The sequence below is a fragment of the Undibacterium sp. Xuan67W genome (assembly GCF_049340165.1).
Classification (GTDB): domain Bacteria; phylum Pseudomonadota; class Gammaproteobacteria; order Burkholderiales; family Burkholderiaceae_D; genus Undibacterium.
In genome coordinates this window covers 95,602-115,212 of sequence record NZ_JBMPPN010000010.1, presented here as the reverse complement: position 1 = coordinate 115,212, position 19,611 = coordinate 95,602, and the positions used below count along the sequence as shown (strand labels likewise).

The 19,611-nt window shown below is 49.0% G+C and carries 21 protein-coding genes; 18 read left to right on the top strand and 3 right to left on the bottom strand.

What is annotated here, in order from left to right; all coding sequences use genetic code 11:
- Nucleotides 1-2: 2 nt before the first annotated feature.
- Both ACO0LE_RS11155 and ACO0LE_RS11150 read right to left on the bottom strand, forming a co-directional pair.
- Nucleotides 3-1,004 (bottom strand): bile acid:sodium symporter family protein, encoded by a 1,002-nt coding sequence (locus ACO0LE_RS11155; RefSeq protein ID WP_422960427.1) that lies wholly within the window; start codon nucleotides 1,002-1,004, stop codon nucleotides 3-5.
- Nucleotides 1,005-1,227: 223 nt separating this feature from the next.
- Nucleotides 1,228-3,366, bottom strand: coding sequence for a TonB-dependent receptor (locus ACO0LE_RS11150; RefSeq protein ID WP_422960426.1), 2,139 nt, complete (start codon nucleotides 3,364-3,366; stop codon nucleotides 1,228-1,230).
- Nucleotides 3,367-3,864: 498 nt separating this feature from the next.
- Here ACO0LE_RS11150 and ACO0LE_RS11145 point away from each other — a divergent pair, with 498 nt between their 5' ends.
- Both ACO0LE_RS11145 and ACO0LE_RS11140 read left to right on the top strand, forming a co-directional pair.
- Entirely contained in the window at nucleotides 3,865-4,194 is a 330-nt protein-coding gene (locus ACO0LE_RS11145) for a hypothetical protein (RefSeq protein ID WP_422960425.1), read from the top strand.
- Between the two features lie 94 nt (nucleotides 4,195-4,288).
- Nucleotides 4,289-4,600 carry a hypothetical protein gene (locus ACO0LE_RS11140; protein ID WP_422960424.1) on the top strand — a complete coding sequence of 104 codons (312 nt, stop codon included), beginning with the start codon at nucleotides 4,289-4,291 and terminating at the stop codon, nucleotides 4,598-4,600.
- Between the two features lie 187 nt (nucleotides 4,601-4,787).
- Here ACO0LE_RS11140 and ACO0LE_RS11135 read toward each other — a convergent pair whose 3' ends face one another.
- Nucleotides 4,788-5,234 carry an Lrp/AsnC family transcriptional regulator gene (locus ACO0LE_RS11135; RefSeq protein ID WP_422960423.1) on the bottom strand — a complete coding sequence of 149 codons (447 nt, stop codon included), beginning with the start codon at nucleotides 5,232-5,234 and terminating at the stop codon, nucleotides 4,788-4,790.
- Between the two features lie 158 nt (nucleotides 5,235-5,392).
- Between ACO0LE_RS11135 and ACO0LE_RS11130 the strand changes: the two genes are divergently transcribed.
- The 16 genes from ACO0LE_RS11130 (at nucleotide 5,393) to ACO0LE_RS11055 (ending at nucleotide 19,590) form a co-directional block, all read left to right on the top strand.
- Nucleotides 5,393-6,484 (top strand): saccharopine dehydrogenase family protein, encoded by a 1,092-nt coding sequence (locus ACO0LE_RS11130; protein WP_422960422.1) that lies wholly within the window; start codon nucleotides 5,393-5,395, stop codon nucleotides 6,482-6,484.
- 274 nt (nucleotides 6,485-6,758) lie between these two features.
- Entirely contained in the window at nucleotides 6,759-8,261 is a 1,503-nt protein-coding gene (locus ACO0LE_RS11125; RefSeq protein WP_422960470.1) for an aldehyde dehydrogenase family protein, read from the top strand.
- 164 nt (nucleotides 8,262-8,425) lie between these two features.
- Nucleotides 8,426-9,313, top strand: coding sequence for a substrate-binding periplasmic protein (locus ACO0LE_RS11120; protein ID WP_422960421.1), 888 nt, complete (start codon nucleotides 8,426-8,428; stop codon nucleotides 9,311-9,313).
- A 32-nt stretch (nucleotides 9,314-9,345) separates the two neighbouring features.
- A complete protein-coding gene (locus tag ACO0LE_RS11115) occupies nucleotides 9,346-9,639 on the top strand; it encodes a helix-hairpin-helix domain-containing protein (protein ID WP_422960420.1) in 294 nt (97 codons plus the stop codon).
- Entirely contained in the window at nucleotides 9,636-10,256 is a 621-nt protein-coding gene (locus ACO0LE_RS11110) for a glutathione S-transferase family protein (protein ID WP_422960419.1), read from the top strand. The genes ACO0LE_RS11115 and ACO0LE_RS11110 overlap by 4 nt, the downstream gene beginning before the upstream one ends.
- Nucleotides 10,253-10,474 (top strand): VF530 family DNA-binding protein, encoded by a 222-nt coding sequence (locus ACO0LE_RS11105; RefSeq protein ID WP_422960418.1) that lies wholly within the window; start codon nucleotides 10,253-10,255, stop codon nucleotides 10,472-10,474. The genes ACO0LE_RS11110 and ACO0LE_RS11105 overlap by 4 nt, the downstream gene beginning before the upstream one ends.
- A 290-nt stretch (nucleotides 10,475-10,764) precedes the next feature.
- Nucleotides 10,765-11,253, top strand: coding sequence for a Fe-S cluster assembly transcriptional regulator IscR (iscR, locus tag ACO0LE_RS11100; RefSeq protein ID WP_422955992.1), 489 nt, complete (start codon nucleotides 10,765-10,767; stop codon nucleotides 11,251-11,253).
- Between the two features lie 39 nt (nucleotides 11,254-11,292).
- Nucleotides 11,293-12,546, top strand: coding sequence for an IscS subfamily cysteine desulfurase (locus tag ACO0LE_RS11095; RefSeq protein WP_422960417.1), 1,254 nt, complete (start codon nucleotides 11,293-11,295; stop codon nucleotides 12,544-12,546).
- Nucleotides 12,547-12,641: 95 nt separating this feature from the next.
- Nucleotides 12,642-13,037 carry a Fe-S cluster assembly scaffold IscU gene (gene iscU / locus ACO0LE_RS11090; RefSeq protein ID WP_262836631.1) on the top strand — a complete coding sequence of 132 codons (396 nt, stop codon included), beginning with the start codon at nucleotides 12,642-12,644 and terminating at the stop codon, nucleotides 13,035-13,037.
- A gap of 27 nt (nucleotides 13,038-13,064) precedes the next feature.
- Complete coding sequence (gene iscA / locus ACO0LE_RS11085) at nucleotides 13,065-13,388, top strand: iron-sulfur cluster assembly protein IscA (RefSeq protein ID WP_422955995.1); 324 nt, start codon at nucleotides 13,065-13,067, stop codon at nucleotides 13,386-13,388.
- A 38-nt stretch (nucleotides 13,389-13,426) separates the two neighbouring features.
- Nucleotides 13,427-13,939 carry a Fe-S protein assembly co-chaperone HscB gene (gene hscB / locus ACO0LE_RS11080; RefSeq protein WP_422960416.1) on the top strand — a complete coding sequence of 171 codons (513 nt, stop codon included), beginning with the start codon at nucleotides 13,427-13,429 and terminating at the stop codon, nucleotides 13,937-13,939.
- Between the two features lie 169 nt (nucleotides 13,940-14,108).
- A complete protein-coding gene (gene hscA, locus ACO0LE_RS11075; protein ID WP_422960415.1) occupies nucleotides 14,109-15,971 on the top strand; it encodes a Fe-S protein assembly chaperone HscA in 1,863 nt (620 codons plus the stop codon).
- A gap of 137 nt (nucleotides 15,972-16,108) precedes the next feature.
- Nucleotides 16,109-16,447: an ISC system 2Fe-2S type ferredoxin gene (gene fdx / locus ACO0LE_RS11070; protein ID WP_422960414.1), complete on the top strand. Its 339-nt coding sequence runs from the start codon at nucleotides 16,109-16,111 to the stop codon at nucleotides 16,445-16,447.
- 39 nt (nucleotides 16,448-16,486) lie between these two features.
- Complete coding sequence (gene iscX / locus ACO0LE_RS11065; RefSeq protein ID WP_422960413.1) at nucleotides 16,487-16,681, top strand: Fe-S cluster assembly protein IscX; 195 nt, start codon at nucleotides 16,487-16,489, stop codon at nucleotides 16,679-16,681.
- 248 nt (nucleotides 16,682-16,929) lie between these two features.
- On the top strand, nucleotides 16,930-18,540 hold the full coding sequence (locus ACO0LE_RS11060) for a sensor histidine kinase (protein ID WP_422960412.1): 1,611 nt from the start codon (nucleotides 16,930-16,932) through the stop codon (nucleotides 18,538-18,540).
- Nucleotides 18,541-18,795: 255 nt separating this feature from the next.
- Nucleotides 18,796-19,590 carry a thymidylate synthase gene (locus ACO0LE_RS11055; RefSeq protein ID WP_422960411.1) on the top strand — a complete coding sequence of 265 codons (795 nt, stop codon included), beginning with the start codon at nucleotides 18,796-18,798 and terminating at the stop codon, nucleotides 19,588-19,590.
- Nucleotides 19,591-19,611: the final 21 nt, after the last annotated feature.

The following is a 19,611-nucleotide window of genomic DNA, read 5'->3' as shown; positions in this document are numbered from 1 at the left end:
CCTTACTCCTTCGACTTAGTCAAATTTTGATCGGGCTGATCAACGGGTCTTCGCGCGTAACGCTGCGCGAGAACGGCACAGACCATGAGCTGCAACTGATGAAATAACATTAGGGGGAGCAACACCATACCCACTGCATGGCTGGCAAATAAAACTTTGGCCATCGGCACGCCACTGGCCAGACTTTTTTTAGAGCCACAAAATACCACGGTAATTTCATCTTCTTTAGTAAAGCCAAAACGCCGGCTGGCATAGGTCGTCATTAGCATAATCAACGCCAGCAGCAATGCGCTGATCAGGAGCAGGCTTATTAACATCATCGGTGGCAATTGCTTCCACAAGCCTTGCTCTACCGCCTCACTAAAGGCAACATAGACCACCAGCAAAATTGAGCTTTGATCCACCATTTTCAGCGCACTCTGGTGACGGGTAATCCATGCAGCAATCCAGGGCCGGACGATTTGGCCGAGCACAAACGGTACCAGCAATTGATAAACGATTTTCAATACTGCATCGAACGAAGAATGACTGTCACCATGCGCCACCACAATCAGGCTGACCAGCATCGGCGTCAAAAAAATACCCAGGAGATTCGATGCTGAGGCGCTGCATACCGCAGCAGGGACATTGCCCCGCGCCACCGAGGTAAAGGCAATGGACGATTGCACAGTCGACGGCAATACACATAAAAATAAAATACCAACATATAGCTCGGGCGTAATCATCCATAGCATCAGCGGTTTCAGCAGCAGCCCCAGCAAAGGAAAAACAGCGAAGGTGAACAACAGCACTGTCAGATGTAAACGCCAGTGTGTCATCCCCGCCACGACAGCCTCACGCGACAACTTAGCACCATGCATAAAGAACAGCAGACCGATCATGAGAGTAGTCAGATAGTCAAAGCCGATGGCAACGTTGCCAGTACAAGGGAAAATACTCGCTGTCAAAACTACAGCCAATAACAACAAGGTCATGTTGTCAGGTAAAAAACGAGGACGCTTCATGATGGGATCAGTAACGGAGATCAAAGAGGGTTGATCCGATTGTACTTTATCCGGCGTGTTTTGGATGATGGGACAAACAGCCCGCGCGTACACGGGAGGGCCGAGAGTTAGGAGCGGAGTTGGGATAGTCCGGACTTCTGCCAACCCAGTGGCCTAGCTTAGCGAGCTGGCTTAATGAGCTGGCTCAGTGAACTAACTCACTGAGCCAAGCTACCTGGCCCGATCAGAACTTCATATTTAAGCCAACACGCAAAGCACGCGGTGAGCCTGGCGTAATGTTGTTATTGCTGTTCGCCGATGCATAATATTTTTTATCCAGCAAATTCTCGATATTCACTTGCAGATTAATATTTTTATTCACGACGTAATACACAGCACCATCAAGACGCGTGAACCCTGGGAGCACGACTGTATTATCCGTAGAGGTGTAGATTTTACTGCGGTAGACGATACCTAAGCCGGCACCCCAGACCGAGCTGAAATCATAACGATTCCAGAGTGAGGCGCTATGCTGAGGCACTTGTGCCAGAATCGCACCGGCCTTCACTGTTGCAGATTGTGCCTTGGTGATTTTAGCGTCCTGGTAAGCATAACCGCCCATGACACTCCACTCGCGTGTGAGCTTGCCGCTGATGCCGAATTCGACACCTTTGCTGCGTTGACCGTCGACCAGAATCGTTTTAGTGGCATCTGCCGGATCGGTAATCGCGACATTGCTGCGATCAAGCTGATAGATCGCGACACTGGTGCTCAGATCAGGACGGATATCCCATTTGGCACCGACTTCCAGATTTTTAAATTCTTCCGGATCAAAAGCTTTGTTGGTCGCCGTCAACGAAGACAACTGATCCCCTGCACGCGGTACAAACGCAATGCTGTAGCTCGCATACAAAGAAACATCCGTCATCGGTTTATAGACCAGGCCGACGCGCGGTGATACCGGCGTGTCAGTGGTTTTAATATTTTCAACGGTACGGTTATTGGTAAAGTCGACGTCAAAATTATCGCGACGCACACCCGCAATCAATTGCCATTGCGGCGAAAATTCGATCTGATCCTGGATGTACACCGACTTGGTCGTCACCGTGCCGTGATTGTTCGCATCAGTCGCCGCTTGTTTGAATGTAATGGTGGTATTGGTCACAGGATTTGATACCGGCACATTGATCGATGTCGCGTTCGTACCGACAGACAGGAAATAACCGGTATTGCGGAAGTTATCCGTAGTCTGCTGCCCCAGTTCCAGCCCAGCGACCAACTTGTGCTGTACCGAACCTGTGTTCAGATTGAACATGACATCAGTCTGGTTGAAGATATTCGTTCGCTGGGTTGCATTGTTGTACGCAGAGATCGCCACGCTGGTACCAGCCGCATTCACCGCACCAGGAAATACGTTTTGATAGAACTTGTCGTAATCCGCATAACGGGTGCGGTTACGTAAGGTGACTCCGTTACCAAAATCATGGTCGATCAGCGCGGTGAAGGCGTCGGCTTTGGACCAAGTCTGGCTCAGAGCAGCGTTACCGAAAAAAGTCGACGGATCTGTGTTTAGAGGTACACCGTTAAATGAAGGCACACCACGATCAGCTGTGCGCTCGTCTTTAAAATGCTCATAGCCCAGTACCACGCTGGTATCTGCACCGGCACGTATCGATAAGGTTGGATTGATACCAGAGCGCTTCAGGTTAAATCCATTGCGATAGCTATCCGAATTTTCAATGAGTCCATTGACACGGAAAGCGGCTGTTTCATTGATTGCCTGTCCTATGTCTGCAGTAGCACGGCGATTATTCCATGATCCCAGCGTCAGCGATGCTTCGCCGATACTGCGCCATTCCGCTTGCTTAGTCACACGATTGATGATGCCTCCGGAACCACCACGACCAAAGATCATCGCATTTGAGCCTTTTAAGGCCTCAACGCTCTCGATATTGTAAAAATCGCGATAGTACTGGACGTCATCGCGAATCCCGTCCACGTAGAAATCACCGGTCGAACTATTGCCGCGGAATACAGCAGTATCACGATTGCCTTCGCCTTGCGCAGTGACCACACCAGGCACATAGCGGATCACATCGGCCATGCTCTGCATTGCCTGATCACGCATTAGTTCTTTGGTCACAACCGTGATGGCTTGCGGTGTATCACGCAGCAAGGTATCTGTTTTGGTGCCAGTAACACTGCGCTTCACGCCGTACTTTTGCTCTGCTGCACCAGTAATTTTCACTTCGGGTAACACGGTATCCGACGCTGGCGGAGCGGTTTGTGCAAAAGCAGGAATGACGACACTGGCAAGCAAAGCTGGCAATAGTGCGGGACGAAAACGTAAGGCGGGGACGGGAGTAACGACAGAAAACTTCATGGACATCTTTCTCATAGTCAGCGATTTCAGCAATTCAATAAACAAGGTGATGGCTGGCTGGGAGAAGAGTCTGTTGGCTAGATAGTGAATCTCTTGGCTGGCGTAATGACGTAATTATAAATGAGAACGATTAACAATTGCATTTAAAAATAAGAACAAAATGACCTGCATCAAGGATTTTTAGAGATTTGGCGGGAAGATTGCGTCACTCCCCCCTCTGCCAGGAAGACTAATTACGATCTTCACCAGATTGATGCAAAAGAAATCAATGCGGAAAATTGGCACTAATTTCTGCAGCTTTCTTTATTTTCATTCATTTTTTCAACGAAGCTGCCGCAATCCAACATGCTTTTACCCTGCTTTATCCCCGAGTTTATGCATTTCATCGCATGCAACTGGCAAGAACAGGGGCACTTGCCTAAAGTGCTGACATCGCAACACGAGATGTCAATTTCAGTAATTAACCTCAAGTTCACACATACACATAGGAGCACTAACATGAACGCAATCAATAAATTCAGCACAGCCATCTATTCCGTCGCAGTGATCGCCAACGTTCTGGCCGTATCGTCCGCTTACAAAGCACCGGCATCTGCCGATATCAACAGCAACAGCGATAAAGCGATTCCAACCGTGACGATTGCGGCGAAACGCCTAAATGCCGATGAAAAACTCGAGTATGATCTGCAATCAGCATCTGGCATCCAGACAGTCATGATCTCTGCCAAACGTATGAATACCGAGCAAAAGCTCGCGATGGACAGAGATACACTTGCACAACGCCAGGCAGCAGCTAAGTACGCAAAAACGATACAGCAGTCCGTTTAATCTCTGGCGGATTCCAGATCAAAAAGAATTTAGTAACAAAGTTTTGCATTGAGGCGTTTTGTTGATCGCAATTCATTTAAAATAGCAGGCAATCATGTTAAAACACACTATCTACTTCGGCGCTGCAACACTGGCATTTTTGGCTGGCATCACGTTCAGTCAGGATTCTGCCTCGATGGCGATCTCTGCGCCGACAGTGCAACCCAGCAGTCAGGCGCAAGAAGGATCGGCAGCGAGTGCGTCCGCGCAATCATCGGTGTTGCTGGAACGTGGCGGCATGGATAGAGCGTCAGTACATTTGCAGATTTTGCAGCAAACCTCACCGCATTTTGCCGATAGCAACCCACCAAAGAAATTGCCTGGCGAAGACAAAAAAGCAACGCTTAAACCAGCAAACAATTCTTGAAGTGCTGTTCTGATGTGCCTTCCTTGGTTGATGTGTTTCGCTTGTTTGACTTATTTCGTGGCTTGTTTCCCGCTTGAACTAGCCAGACATAACGGATACTCCCCTAAAAATTCCTAAAAATAGGCTTATTCACGCTTGTTTATCAACGCGCTTAAAATATACTCTGGGCGAGTATGAATATTGTCTGCTACAACGCCGCTCTGTCTATGCGCTTACTTAGAATAATCGATGTCGACGTTTGTCTGACGCCGTCTTGCGCGCCAATCTGATCAAGTAACTTATCCAGCACTTCTGTCGTCGCGCAACGCAGGGTCAGCATATAGTCAATCGCACCGCTCACCGCACAGAGCGTCTCAACTTCGGGTAATTGCTGCAGAAACTTCATCAAGCCCGGTGCCATGCGCGCCTCCACTGACAAGCCCACATAAGCACGCACGGCAGGCTGGTACATAGTCTGGCTCAGTCTCAAGCCATAACCCGCAATTACACCTCGCTTCTCTAGCGCACCGATACGGGCAATCACGGTAGTTCTGGCAATCGCAACCTGCTTGGCAATCGTACTGACTGGCAATCGCGCGTTATCCATCAACAACGCAAGAATTTTGTTATCAATCTCATCCAGAGTCGGCTTCATCCATTCACCATTTAGTCAATTTGTATCATTTTTTAGTCATAATGTAGTTACATAGTTCATTATGACGATAATTTACACTCTATTATCTGACAAAAATTGCTTTTAAACTCACTCCATCGATTTGTTTTGACTTAAACCCAACAATCTCTGGAGACACCATGACAACCAAACTTATTCTGCTCGGCGCAGGCAAAATCGGCGATGCCATCCTGAACCTTCTGTCCCACACAGGCGACTATCTGATTACCGTAGCCGATCGCGATGTCGAACGTCTGAAATACGTGGATCAGGCTGGCTTTCCGAATGTTAAAACCGTACAACTGGATCTTGGCGATAAAAACGCGGTCACAGAATTAATCCGCGGTCACCAGGTCACTTTGTCAGCCTGCCCTTATTTCCTGACGCCGATCATCGCGAATGCGGCTAAAGCGGCGAATTCCCATTATTTTGATCTGACCGAGGACGTAGAAAGCACACGCATCGTCAAGCAACTTGCAGAAGGCGCTGATTGCGCATTCGTTCCGCAATGTGGTCTGGCACCTGGCTTCATCTCTATCGTTGCAAATGATGTCGCAAAACGTTTCGACAGCCTGCGTGATGTCAGTATGCGCGTCGGCGCGCTGCCAACCTTCCCCAACAACGCACTCAAATACAATCTGACCTGGAGTACCGACGGTCTGATCAATGAATACTGCAACCCATGCGAAGCGATTGTTGACGGTCAATTGCGCGAAACCGCTGCACTGGAAGAAATCGAACATTTCTCTCTCGACGGTATCGACTACGAAGCCTTCAATACCTCCGGCGGCCTAGGAACTTTGTGCGAAAGCCTGCAAGGAAAAGTACAAAACCTGAACTACAAAACCGTGCGTTACCCAGGGCACCGCGATATCGTCAAAATGCTGATTCGCGATCTGGAACTGGGCAAACTCGAACGTCGCCCTATCTTGAAAGACGTGCTGGAAACATCGATCCCGATGACCAAGCAAGACGTGGTACTGGTCTTTGTCAGCGTCGTCGGCATGCGCGATGGTCGCCTGGAACAAGAATCCTATGCGAAGAAAATTTACGCACAAGTTGTTAACGGTCAGTTGCTGTCCGCTATCCAGCTGACCACGGCATCCGGCATTTGCGCCATGGTTGATATGGTTGTCAACGGTCAGTTACCTAAACATGGAATGGTCCGTCAGGAACAAGCCAATCTGACTGATTTCCTGGCAAACCGTTTCGGACAGTATTACGCTGTTTAAGTAAGGACGGCGGTTAGTTCCCTTTAGGCAGCTTACAGCAAGATATAGGGAACAAGCTAACGAGCAACGAGTCGTTAGCGATTACAATATTGCCGCTAAGGGTGGGCACTGTCTGACTATGCTCACCCTGCTTATTTAGCGCCTCTTTGATATATCAAAGATATCGAAGCTTAACAAGCGCCTTAACAATCACAACAATCACTCCACTCAGCACATCTTATCCAGATATGCTGCCGGAACCGGAAAGACCATTTTGGAGACCACTATGGAAAACATGAATATCGCCACCATCCTGAGCCAGCTTGGCGTCAATCTCGCCGATTACCAAGGCCAGGACATCCTTAGCGTATCACCAGTCAATGGCGCAACTCTCGCGACTTTGCGCGCTGACAATGCCGATCAGGTCAACACCAAAATTACCCGTGCACAAGCAGCGTTTTTACAATGGCGCAATGTACCGGCACCGCGCCGCGGCGAATTAGTGCGCCTCTTCGGCGAAGAATTGCGTCAGTACAAAGAAGCCCTCGGTCTGGTGGTCACGATGGAAGCTGGGAAAATTCTTCAGGAAGGTTTGGGCGAAGTACAAGAGATGATCGACATCTGTGATTTCGCAGTCGGGTTATCACGCCAATTGTATGGTCTGACGATTGCCTCCGAACGTCCCGGCCATCGCATGATGGAAGTCTGGCACCCGCTCGGCGTCGTCGGCGTGATCTCTGCCTTTAACTTCCCGGTTGCCGTATGGGCCTGGAACGCAGCATTGGCCTTTGTTTGCGGCAATAGCGTGACGTGGAAGCCATCGGAAAAAACGCCACTGACCGCCTTAGCAACTCATGCTTTATTCATGAAAGCCGTCGCCAAATTCGGCAGCGATGCACCGGAAGGCCTGGCAGAACTGATCATCGGTGAGCGTAACATCGGCGCACAAATGGTTAACGACAAGCGCGTCGCTCTGGTCAGCGCAACAGGCAGCACCCGCATGGGCCGCCAAGTAGCAGAAGCATGTGCGAAACGCCTCACGCGTACCATTCTTGAACTGGGTGGCAACAACGCCATGATCGTGACTGCCAGCGCCGATCTGGAGATGGCAGTTCGCGGCATCACGTTCTCCGCCGTCGGCACCGCCGGTCAGCGCTGCACTACCTTACGCCGTCTGTTCGTCCACAACAGCATTTATGACACACTGGTACCGCGTCTGAAAAAAATCTATGCTGGTCTGCCTATCGGCAATCCAGGCAGAAAATCCACCCTGATCGGCCCACTCATCGACAGCGCGGCATTTGACGCAATGCAAACCGCATTAGCAGCAGCGAGCAGCGAACAAGGACAGGTCTTTGGCGGTGAGCGCGTGATCGTCGAGGGTTGTGAAAACGGTTTTTACGTCAAGCCAGCGCTGGTAGAAATGCCAACGCAAACCCAGAGCATGCACCACGAAACTTTTGCACCGATCATGTACATTGTTCGCTACACCGATTTGCAACAGGCAATCGACTGGAACAATGAAGTACCGCAAGGCTTGTCATCGTCCATCTTCACCACCGACATGCGTGAAGCAGAACGCTTCATGTCCGACAGCGGCAGTGATTGCGGTATTGCCAATGTCAACATCGGTCCTTCCGGTGCTGAAATCGGTGGCGCTTTCGGCGGCGAAAAAGAGACCGGCGGCGGTCGCGAATCGGGTTCCGATTCATGGAAAGCCTACATGCGCAGATCAACCAATACAGTCAACTACAGCAATGCATTACCGCTTGCACAGGGCATTAGTTTTGATATTTAAATTGCATTATTAGCAAATAGTACTAAGAAAACCGCCACTTTGTAGGCGGTTTTCTTATTTTTCAGGTCAAATAAGGACAGAATAAATACTGAGTTAATTAAAATTTAACTTTTTTATATTAAAATAAGACTCCGAATGTCTGGATCGTCATAGATGGGAACATAATGACTCTCATGCGATTAGAGAAACTTATGCCATTGGTCAGCCTGATACTTTGTCTCGCAGCACCAATGCAAACCGTTGCTGAAACGGCAAAAATCATCCGCTACCCTCGTGTGTCTGCCACTGCAGATCCGCATGTTGACTATGTAATCGAGTTATTAACACTGGCAATCAAACATAGCGGTCAAACCTTCCAACTTGTGCCCAATGCTGACCCTATGCAACAGGCGCGAGCAATTTACGAAATGTCGTCGAAATCTGGAACTATCGACGTGATATGGACGATGACAACGGATGAACGTGAAACTCAGCTTTTACCAATCCGGATTCCGATAGATAAAGGTTTGATAGGATGGCGCATTTCTTTATTGTCGGCAAACAATGCGGAACTTTTTCGCGAGGTAACATCGCTGCAGGATTTAAGTCGGTTTTCAGCTGGCCAGGAACTAGATTGGCCAGATGTTTCAATTTTGCGAAATAATGGGTTAGCCGTTCAGATATCGACGTCATATGAGCCACTTTTCACAATGCTAAAGGGAGGACGGTTTAATTACTTCCCACGTTCAGTTTTTGAAATTAACAATGAGTTGAACTCACACCCCAAATTAAACCTCACCATCGACAAATATCTAGTATTGCATTACCCCTCTGCGCTGTATTTTTTTGTTACTCCGAGAGAACCTAAAGTAGCAGAAGCGATTCAGGTAGGGCTTGAAGAAATAACTAAGAATGGTGCATTCGAAAAAACCTTTCAAAAACATTTAAGCGCAACTATTAGAGCTGCAAATATCAAACAAAGAACCATCATTGAACTCCAGAACCCTTTACTGAAAACAGATAAAGCACCGTTCAACCGTCCTGAACTCTGGTATCACCCTGACACCAAGTAAAAACCTCAGTATTGTTACATACACTCCTCAAAATGAAAAAAGCGCTAAGACATCAAGACGCCCATCAGCTCGAGCAGATTCCCAACATCGGTAAAGCCTCCACAGCAGATTTACGCTTGCTAGGCATCCATCAGCCAGCGCAACTCAAAGGTCGCGATCCCTACGCGATGTATGAAGATCTCTGTATTCTGACCAACGTCAGACACGATCCCTGCGTAATCGATACTTTTATTTCAGCAGTCAGATTCATGGAAGGCGCTCCTGCCTTGCCATGGTGGGATTACACTAATGAGCGCAAAGCTCATTTACTCACACTCTCATCATGACGATTAAAATTTACGGCGACATTTATTCAGGCAATTGCTACAAAATTAAGCTAGCGGCGACGCAACTTCAAATTCTGCACGACTGGGTCAGCATCAATATTCTGAATAATGAAACGCATACAGGCAGTTTTTTACAAAAGAATCCGAATGGCAAAGTCCCCTTGCTCGAACTCACCGACGGTACCTGCCTCTCTGAGTCGAACGCGATTTTGCATTATCTGGCCGAAGGCTCATCTTTGTTGCCAAAAGAACGCCTATATCACGCGCAAGTCTTGCAATGGCTTTTCTTCGAACAATACAGTCATGAACCCTATATCGCGACCGCCCGCTACATCGTGCGCTATCTTGGACGTCCTGCAGAACATGAAGAACGCCTGCAACAAAAAATGACGCCGGGCTATCACGCTCTGGACGTCATGCAGCAACATCTGAAACAACATCAGTTCTTTGTCGCAGAGCGCTACACCATTGCAGATATCGGTCTGTATGCCTACACGCACGTCGCGCATGAGGGAGGCTTTGATCTGAATGCGTATCCGGCAATCAGGGCTTGGTTACAGAGGGTAGAACAGCAAACCGGTTATCTCAGCATGCAGGTATTTGATCAGCAATCATGAACCAAGCTAAACAAAAGCCGACACTTGAAGGCGCCACCCTCGAAGCGATCCTGACTCATCTGGTCGCACTATATGGCTGGGAAGAAATGGCCAAGCAGGTCAACATTCGCTGCTTCACCTCTGATCCCAGTATCAAATCCAGCCTGAAATTTTTACGCAAAACACCGTGGGCCAGAGAAAAAGTGGAGCAGATGTATCTGCACTTGGGCGAGCGCTGAGGTAGTTATGTCGGCAAATTGAGCACGCCTCAGTTTGCTCACAAACATCTCTTACCGCAGCATCCATAAGGCTCTCAGACTATAATGACTCCGTGAGGCGCATACAATATGCGTCTTACTCTTCAGAAACCTCTAAAAAGTTCCTTCCTTACAACGTCAAGCCTCCGAGCCTCGCTACCGCAAATTTCGCTTTTGGCTTATACCTGACAGAATCACTCAAGTTTGCTATACTTGAATAAAATACTCAACCACTCAGGGTATTGTGAATTTTCGCTTGGAGCAAACCACTCATGCGCCTGACTACCAAAGGCCGTTTCGCTGTAACAGCAATGATTGATCTGGCATTACGCCAAGACAAAGGACCTGTCACGCTGGCAGGCATCAGCCAGAGGCAGGATATTTCCTTATCGTATCTTGAGCAGCTGTTTGGCAAATTACGTCGCCACGAGATCGTCGAATCAGTGCGCGGCCCTGGCGGCGGTTATACCCTGGCACGCAAAGCCCAAAAAATTACCGTAGCAGACATCATTATCGCCGTTGACGAACCACTGGACGCCACGCAATGCGGCGGCAAAGGCTCTTGTCACGGCAGCGATCACAGCAACGGAATTCATTGCATGACACATGAATTATGGGCAACCCTGAATGTGAAGATGGTCGACTATCTGGATTCTGTGTCCTTACAAGATTTAGTGAATCAGCAGCAACAGAGAAACGCAGAAAAAAATGTCGTGCTAGTACAGCATAAAACTGTACCGAACCTGCACATAGCTTCTTAAATTATTCGTCTTAACCATGTTGCCATTTTGGAGTAACGCATGAATGCCCCGTTGGAAAAAAGCTTGATTGACACAATCAGGTCACCGCACTTCCCTATCTACATGGACTACTCGGCGACCACGCCAGTAGATCCTCGCGTTGCGGACAAAATGATTCCGTTCTTGCGTGCGCAATTCGGCAATCCTGCATCTCGCAGCCATATGTACGGCTGGGATGCAGAAGCAGCCGTAGAAGAAGCACGCGCCCACGTCGCAGCGCTCGTCAAAGCTGATCCACGCGAAATCATCTGGACCTCAGGCGCGACAGAGAGCAATAACCTCGCGCTCAAAGGTGCCGCTCAGTTTTACAAATCCAAAGGCAAACACATCATCACGGTAAAAACCGAGCACAAAGCCGTGCTGGATACAGTCCGTGAGCTGGAGCGCCAAGGTTTTGAGGCGACTTACCTGCAACCCCAGGATAATGGTCTGATTACACTGGAACAACTCAAAGCAGCAATCCGTCCGGATACGATTCTGGTTTCCGTGATGTGGGTTAATAATGAAATCGGCGTCATCCAGCCTATCGCCGAAATCGGTGAATTGTGCCGCGAAAAAGGTATTGTGTTTCACTCGGACGCAGCGCAGGCAACAGGTAAAGTGGTGATCGACCTCGAAAATACCAAAGTCGATCTAGTATCTTTCTCCGCCCATAAATCTTATGGCCCTAAAGGTATCGGCGCCTTGTATATCCGCCGCAAACCACGGGTACGCCTTGAGGCACAAATGCATGGCGGCGGACACGAACGCGGCTTCCGCTCCGGCACATTGGCACCACATCAATGCGCCGGTATGGGCGAAGCATTCCGCCTCGCGAAAGAAGAGATGGACAGTGAACTGGCTCACGTCAGAAACATGCGCGACCGTCTGGCAAAAGGCTTAAGCGACATTGAAGAAACCTATGTCAATGGCGACATGGAACATCGCGTCCCACACAACCTGAATGTCAGCTTTAATTATGTTGAAGGCGAATCCCTGATCATGGCAATTAAAGATATTGCTGTGTCCTCAGGGTCCGCCTGTACATCAGCGAGTCTGGAACCATCCTATGTATTGCGTGCACTTGGCCGCAGCGATGAACTTGCGCACAGCTCGATCCGTTTCACAATTGGTCGCTTCACGACAGAAGAAGATATTGATTTCACGATTAATCTGCTGAAAACCAAAGTCGCAAAATTGCGCGAACTGTCGCCGCTGTGGGATATGTACAAAGACGGGATAGACATCAGCACTATCCAGTGGGCAGCACATTAATTTACGCAATTGATTTCATGCAGGCGATGTAGTCTGCTTCATTTGCACTTATTTGTATTTATATTTGCATCAACAGATTTGTCAGGAGCATCAAAATGGCTTACTCAGAAAAAGTATTGGATCACTACGAAAATCCACGTAATGTCGGCGCGTTCGACAAAGGTGATGACACTATCGGTACTGGCATGGTCGGTGCGCCAGCCTGCGGCGATGTCATGAAATTACAGATCAAAGTCGGTGCAAACGGCATCATCGAAGATGCCAAGTTTAAAACCTACGGTTGCGGCTCCGCCATTGCTTCCTCTTCTCTGGTAACAGAATGGGTCAAAGGCAAAACGCTGGATCAGGCGTTGGATATCAAGAACACTCAGATCGCTGAAGAACTGGCATTACCGCCAGTCAAAATTCATTGCTCGATTTTGGCAGAAGACGCAATCAAAGCCGCTGTACTCGATTACAAAACCAAGCACGGCACAGAACAAAGCGCCTGATTTTTTGCATCAAGTACAGGAGCCATCATGGCAATTACATTGACAGAAAAAGCGGCTAAACACGTTAGCCGCTATATGGAAAGACGTGGCAAAGGGATAGGCCTTCGCTTTGGCGTGCGTACGACCGGCTGTTCCGGCATGGCGTATAAACTTGAATACGTCGATGAAATCGGCAGCGATGATCAAATATTTGAATCGCATGGCGTAAAAGTATTTGTCGATCCTAAAAGTCTGCCTTACATCGACGGTACCGAGCTGGATTTTGCACGCGAGGGTTTGAACGAAGGCTTCAAGTTCTACAACCCCAATGTCAAAGACGAATGCGGTTGCGGCGAGAGCTTCCGTATTTAATCTGGTTTTAGGCTAATGCAATAGAAAGTTCATAGCGGATGCAGAATCATTTCGAGCTGTTCCAGTTGCCACAACAATTTGCCATAGATCAGGACAAGCTGAATGCCGCTTACCGCGAGGTACAGAATAAAGTACATCCCGATAAATTCGTGCAGGCAAGCGATGCAGAAAAACGTGTTGCCATGCAATGGGCAACACGCGCAAATGAAGCGTACCAAACGTTAAAAAAACCGTTAAAGCGTGCGACCTATTTGTGTGAACTACAAGGCGTTGATTTACAGACGGAATCGAATACCAGCATGCCCGCAGCCTTCCTGATGCAGCAAATGGAATGGCGGGAAGCGTTCGATGATGCGAGGCAGGCAAATGATGTACAAGCAATGGACAAACTGGAAGACGAACTACGCACAGCGCTGAAACAGCAATTTGTTCTGGTTGGCGTCACACTGGATGCGCATGATTTTAATCTGGCGGCGCAACAGATTCGCGCCTGCATGTTTCTGGAAAAATTCATCGCCGATATCGCTGATATTGCTGCCTTAGAAAATTAACTGGCTGATTCGCTGCCTGGTCTCTGTCAACTCTGCCGTGTCTGCACGTAACTAATGCGGTCGAATGCGACCTAAAGCAATCAACACAAATAATCCAAGTAAGTAATTTCGAATAACCCGGCAATTTTATTACCCTATTTCGATGGCTCGCCATCATATCCATACCATCATGGCATTACTGCAGATTTCTGAACCGGGCATGTCCACCGCCCCGCACCAACATCGACTGGCAGTAGGCATCGACCTGGGCACGACCAACTCCCTCGTAGCGACCGTCCGCAATAGCATTCCCGAAGTCCTGAACGATGAAGAAGGTCGTCCGCTTTTGCCATCGATTGTGCGCTATCTGCCCAATGGTCATGCGCATATCGGCTTCAAGGCGCAGGCGGAACAAAGCAATGATCCTAAAAACACCGTCGTCTCCGTAAAGCGGTTTATGGGGCGCGGCTTGAAAGACATCGCCTACGCAGAAAATCTGCCTTACGATTTTCATGATGAACCTGGCATGCTACAGATCAAGACAATTGCGGGTCTTAAAAGTCCGGTCGAAATTTCTGCTCAGATTCTGGCAACGTTGCGCCAGCAAGCGGAAGATGCGCTTGGCGATGACCTAGTTGGCGCTGTCATTACTGTCCCCGCCTATTTTGACGATGCGCAGCGACAGGCAACCAAAGATGCTGCCAAACTGGCAGGACTCAATGTCTTGCGCTTGCTCAACGAACCGACGGCGGCAGCAATTGCATACGGTCTAGATAATGCATCGGAAGGCACTTATGCAGTCTATGATCTCGGCGGCGGTACCTTTGACATCTCGATCCTGAAAATGAGCAAAGGTGTTTTTGAAGTCTTGTCGACAGGTGGTGATTCTGCACTTGGCGGTGACGATTTTGATCATCGCTTGTTTTGCTGGATCTTGCAGGAAGCCGGATTAGCGCCGCTATCTGATGAAGATACCAGCCTGCTGATGGTCAAGGCGCGTGAAGCCAAAGAGACTTTATCTAGCAAACCGTCAACCTTCATCGATGCCAAATTAAGCTCAGGCGAAAGCGTTCATCTGCAAATAAGCGCCGCCGCATTCTCTGAGATGACGCAGAATCTGGTCGTGAAAACGATCACACCTTGCCGCAAAGCGCTGCGCGATGCGGAATTGTCTGCCGATGATATCGACGGTGTAGTACTGGTCGGCGGCGCAACCCGCATGCCACATGTGCGCAAGGCGGTTGGCGATTTTTTCCAGACTACGCCGCTGGCCAATATTGATCCGGATAAGGTAGTCGCTCTTGGAGCCGCGATACAAGCGAATCTGCTGGCAGGCAATCGTGCCGCTGGCGATGACTGGCTGTTGTTAGACGTGATCCCGCTGTCTTTGGGCGTAGAAACCATGGGCGGCCTGGCAGAAAAAGTTATCCCCCGTAATTCGACTATTCCCTGCGCTCGCGCTCAGGAATTTACGACATTCAAAGACGGTCAGACAGCGCTGGCGATTCATATTGTTCAGGGTGAGCGCGAACTGGTCAGCGACTGTAGATCACTTGCGCGATTTGAACTGCGCGGCATTCCGCCGATGGCAGCAGGTGCCGCCCGTATCAGAATTACCTATCAGGTTGACGCGGATGGACTGTTATCGGTATCGGCTCGTGAATTGCGCTCCGGCGTTGAAGCATCAATCAGCGTCAAACCGTCGTATGGGCTGGGTGATGATGAGGTTGCACGTATGCTGCAAGACTCTTTTGCGTCAGCGTCTGAGGATATGCAACAACGCGCCCTAAAAGAAGAACAAGTGGAAGCCGAACGAATTTTGTTAGCAACACAATCGGCATTAGATGGTGACTCTGTATTACTCAGTAATGCAGAGCACGCGAGTATTACTAGCCTGATGCAAGCCGTGCGCGAGCAGACTCAAGGCCATGACCACAACCGCTTGAAAGCAGCAATCAGTGCGCTGGCTGATGGCACGGAAGAATTCGCCGCCCGCAGAATGGATCAAAGCGTGCGTACTGCTCTGGCAGGTAAAAAACTGGATGATATTTAAGTGTCGCTGATTCATACCTGAGGCAAGGAACGCCAGGAACGAATGAGGTCTGATACGAATCATCTCTCTGTCGAGGTATTAAGTAATGGCGCATCAGAGGATGATGCAGATTGAATATAGAAAGAATTGAGATAACCATGCCACAAATTATTGTATTACCTCACCCGGTTTTATGTCCTGAAGGAACCGTGATCGACGCTGCCGAAGGTAAATCCTTGTGCGAAGCACTGGTCGAAAGCGATGTTGAAATCGAACATGCCTGCGAAATGTCATGCGCCTGCACTACCTGCCATGTGGTCATTCGTGAAGGTTTCAAATCACTGAACGAATCTACAGATGATGAAGAAGATTTACTCGATGCCGCCTGGGGTTTAGAAGCGACCTCACGCCTGTCTTGCCAGGTAAAATTAGGCAAAGAAGACATAACGATCGAAATCCCTAAATACACGATCAATCACGCCCGCGAGAATCACTAGAACGCAATGATTCGCAGATAGCAGCATCAGGAGACGAGTATGAAATGGATAGACACTTTTCAAATCGCGGAAGCCTTGTACGACAAGTTTCCTGATATCGATCCACTGAAGATACGCTTCACCGACCTGCATCGCTGGGTCTGCGAGCTTGATGAATTTGACGATGATCCGAATCATTCTGGTGAAAAAATCCTGGAAGCCATACAAATGGCATGGATAGAAGAGGCCAGATAATTCTCTGTCAGTTGTGAAAAGCCGCAAAACACCGCGGAGATAGAACTCGCGTCTTGCCTAAGCGCAAAAAATATTTTAATATCAGTAAGCCTTCGGTATATCTGCTGCAAAGCGGCATTTGCATTGCTTGGTATGGGGGTAGACGCACGCCAGTCACGCGCGCCCCTGGTTGATGCTGACACGTCATCCGCGCTACGAGAAACGCCTCCAGCACTCGCTAACAAGAAGTGATGTACAAGGATCTTGCAATGCAGTTTCGACATCTACTATCTGCAATCCGCAGCCAGCTCACGCTCAGGCTCGCCATCATCCTTGCTGTCGTCTTCGGCCTTCTTGCCCCCTTTGTCGTACTGATTCCGTATTACCAAACCAGTATTGAACACGTCGCACGCGAACGTACCGATGCAGATCACAAGCGGCTGGCTGATATTCTTGCCGTCATCTTAAGCGAGCCGCTGTGGCAAATCACACCAGAAATTGCAAATGTCTCCAGCGAAGTGGTGTATTCAGATCCACGGGTCGCAGAAATTCGCGTTGTTACCCTGCCCGATCATAAAGAATTTATCCAAAACAATATTCGCAGAAAGACGCAGGAAGGTCCGTTCAAAGTCGAAAAACGCGAGATCAAGCATGGCGAACAGGTCATCGGCGAAGTCGAGCTGACCCTCGCAGAGGATATTCTGCGTGAGAATCTTGCCTCGGAATTTAAGCGCTATGCCAGTTCCGCGTTGGTGTCTCTGGTCGTTGCGGTCGTGTTTATTTTGATGGTATTGCAGTGGCGCCTGGTTGAACCGATCAAACTCTTGATGGGCGAGTCGGACCGGCTCGCCAACGGTCAGCTCAATGAGCCAATCTCGCTCAAACGGGAAGATGAATTAGGTCACCTAGCCTTGAGCCTGGAAGCAACCAGGCAGGCCTTGCAACGCTCTTTCTCCGAGCTAGAAGTGAAGAATCAGCAGTTGCTTGAGTATTCCGGCACGCTGGAATCTAAGGTCAGACAGCGCACGCAAGAGCTTGAAACCGTGAATATGACACTGGAAACAGCTTTGACCAACGTCAACAGCGCCCAAAACGAACTGGCACGCATTGAGCGCATGGCGGCACTGGGATCGATGGTGGCGGGTGTTGCGCATGAACTGAATACACCGCTGGGCAATTGCCTGCTGGTCGCTAGTACACTGGAAGAAGAAACCCGGCATCTTAACCGCATGATGGACGAAGGCGGCATGCGCAAATCAGATTTGACCCGCTATGCGGCGATGGCGAGTGAATCGACTAAGTTACTGTTACGCGGTCTGCAACATGCAGCGCGTCTGGTTGGTGATTTTAAACAGGTCGCGGTTGATCAGTCGAGTGCCCAACGGCGCCAGTTTGGCCTACTGATCATGCTGCAAGAGCTTGCCGCGCTGCTGAACTCGAGCTTACGTAAAACACCATTTACACTGGAGCTGGATATCCCAGCGGATATTGAACTCGACAGCTACCCCGGCCCGCTCGGTCAGGTATTTACAAACCTGGTCAATAACGCCGTATCACACGGCCTGGATGGATGTACAGAAGGTCACATGCGCTGTATGGCACAGCGCCAGGGCGATCATGTACTGATCGTGTTTGAAGATAACGGCAAAGGTATTCCGCCAGAGATTATCAAACGTATTTTTGAACCGTTCTTCACGACAAAATTCGGCCAAGGCGGTAGCGGTCTCGGTCTCTCCATCACCTTTAACATCATCACCAATGTACTGGGCGGAGAAATCCGTGTGACCAGCACCGCTGGTCAGGGTGCACGCTTTGAAATCAGCATTCCGCTGACAGCTCCGGGGCAGATAGAGTCGCAAGATCCTTTACTCAACAACTAAACATACTCCCACCGAGTATATTTTCAATCCCTATATAAAATAGGCGGATAAATGGGTATTTCTCTTAATATTCAGGGGAGTATTTGAAATCCATCGCTTAATCACCGCTTAGTCACGGCTTGGTCACAACCAACTCATCTCTAATTGATCGCAAATTCACTGTAAATTCATCGCCGACTAATGGCCAGCCACCCTCGGCACAGCACCAAGCACACGAATACCCGTTACAATCTCACAAATTTTTCAAAACTGATCATGCGCCAATATCTCGACTTTATGCGCCATGTACAACAACATGGCGCCACCAAAACAGACCGCACCGGCACTGGTACCGTCTCCGTTTTTGGCTATCAAATGCGTTTTAACCTGCAGGAAGGATTTCCCCTGCTAACGACAAAAAAACTTCATCTGAAGTCTATCATTCACGAGCTGATCTGGTTTCTGGCAGGCTCGACAAATACAAAATATTTGAAAGAAAACGGTGTCTCAATCTGGGACGAATGGGCAGATGAGAACGGCAATCTGGGTCCGGTCTATGGCTCGCAATGGCGCAACTGGCCTGCGCCGGATGGTCAGCATATCGATCAAATCAGTCACTTAATCGCTCAGATCAAAAGCAATCCCGACTCTCGCCGTCTGATAGTCTCTGCGTGGAATGTCGCGGACATCCCTCAGATGAAGTTACCACCTTGCCACGCCTTGTTTCAGTTTTATGTTGCTGATGGCAAATTATCCTGCCAGCTGTATCAGCGCAGTGCCGATATTTTCCTTGGTGTACCGTTTAATATTGCCTCGTATGCGCTGCTGACGCACATGGTTGCTCAACAAACAGGGCTGGATGTGGGAGATTTTATCTGGACAGGGGGTGATTGCCATCTGTATTCGAATCATATGGATCAGGTAGCCGAGCAATTGTCACGCAACACCTTGCCATTGCCAAAACTCAAGATCAAACGTCAGCCAGAGTCTATTTTTGACTACCAGTTTGATGATTTTGAGTTCATCGATTATCAGTTTCATCCGCATATCAAAGCGCCGGTTGCAGTCTAGATTCGCGCCGCCTGCAGTCAA

What these genes read in the sequence shown, in the direction of transcription:
- ACO0LE_RS11110 (WP_422960419.1), top strand. Translation starts at nt 9,636, where the DNA reads ATGACGATTAAAATTTACGGCGACATTTATTCAGGCAATTGCTACAAA.
- ACO0LE_RS11150 (WP_422960426.1), bottom strand. Translation starts at nt 3,366, where the DNA reads ATGAAGTTTTCTGTCGTTACTCCCGTCCCCGCCTTACGTTTTCGTCCC.
- ACO0LE_RS11095 (WP_422960417.1), top strand. Translation starts at nt 11,293, where the DNA reads ATGAATGCCCCGTTGGAAAAAAGCTTGATTGACACAATCAGGTCACCG.
- hscB (WP_422960416.1), top strand. Translation starts at nt 13,427, where the DNA reads ATGCAGAATCATTTCGAGCTGTTCCAGTTGCCACAACAATTTGCCATA.
- ACO0LE_RS11105 (WP_422960418.1), top strand. Translation starts at nt 10,253, where the DNA reads ATGAACCAAGCTAAACAAAAGCCGACACTTGAAGGCGCCACCCTCGAA.
- ACO0LE_RS11130 (WP_422960422.1), top strand. Translation starts at nt 5,393, where the DNA reads ATGACAACCAAACTTATTCTGCTCGGCGCAGGCAAAATCGGCGATGCC.
- iscX (WP_422960413.1), top strand. Translation starts at nt 16,487, where the DNA reads ATGAAATGGATAGACACTTTTCAAATCGCGGAAGCCTTGTACGACAAG.
- ACO0LE_RS11135 (WP_422960423.1), bottom strand. Translation starts at nt 5,234, where the DNA reads ATGAAGCCGACTCTGGATGAGATTGATAACAAAATTCTTGCGTTGTTG.
- ACO0LE_RS11055 (WP_422960411.1), top strand. Translation starts at nt 18,796, where the DNA reads ATGCGCCAATATCTCGACTTTATGCGCCATGTACAACAACATGGCGCC.
- iscR (WP_422955992.1), top strand. Translation starts at nt 10,765, where the DNA reads ATGCGCCTGACTACCAAAGGCCGTTTCGCTGTAACAGCAATGATTGAT.
- hscA (WP_422960415.1), top strand. Translation starts at nt 14,109, where the DNA reads ATGGCATTACTGCAGATTTCTGAACCGGGCATGTCCACCGCCCCGCAC.
- iscU (WP_262836631.1), top strand. Translation starts at nt 12,642, where the DNA reads ATGGCTTACTCAGAAAAAGTATTGGATCACTACGAAAATCCACGTAAT.
- ACO0LE_RS11145 (WP_422960425.1), top strand. Translation starts at nt 3,865, where the DNA reads ATGAACGCAATCAATAAATTCAGCACAGCCATCTATTCCGTCGCAGTG.
- iscA (WP_422955995.1), top strand. Translation starts at nt 13,065, where the DNA reads ATGGCAATTACATTGACAGAAAAAGCGGCTAAACACGTTAGCCGCTAT.
- ACO0LE_RS11155 (WP_422960427.1), bottom strand. Translation starts at nt 1,004, where the DNA reads ATGAAGCGTCCTCGTTTTTTACCTGACAACATGACCTTGTTGTTATTG.
- ACO0LE_RS11060 (WP_422960412.1), top strand. Translation starts at nt 16,930, where the DNA reads ATGCAGTTTCGACATCTACTATCTGCAATCCGCAGCCAGCTCACGCTC.
- ACO0LE_RS11120 (WP_422960421.1), top strand. Translation starts at nt 8,426, where the DNA reads ATGACTCTCATGCGATTAGAGAAACTTATGCCATTGGTCAGCCTGATA.
- ACO0LE_RS11140 (WP_422960424.1), top strand. Translation starts at nt 4,289, where the DNA reads ATGTTAAAACACACTATCTACTTCGGCGCTGCAACACTGGCATTTTTG.
- ACO0LE_RS11115 (WP_422960420.1), top strand. Translation starts at nt 9,346, where the DNA reads ATGAAAAAAGCGCTAAGACATCAAGACGCCCATCAGCTCGAGCAGATT.
- ACO0LE_RS11125 (WP_422960470.1), top strand. Translation starts at nt 6,759, where the DNA reads ATGAATATCGCCACCATCCTGAGCCAGCTTGGCGTCAATCTCGCCGAT.
- fdx (WP_422960414.1), top strand. Translation starts at nt 16,109, where the DNA reads ATGCCACAAATTATTGTATTACCTCACCCGGTTTTATGTCCTGAAGGA.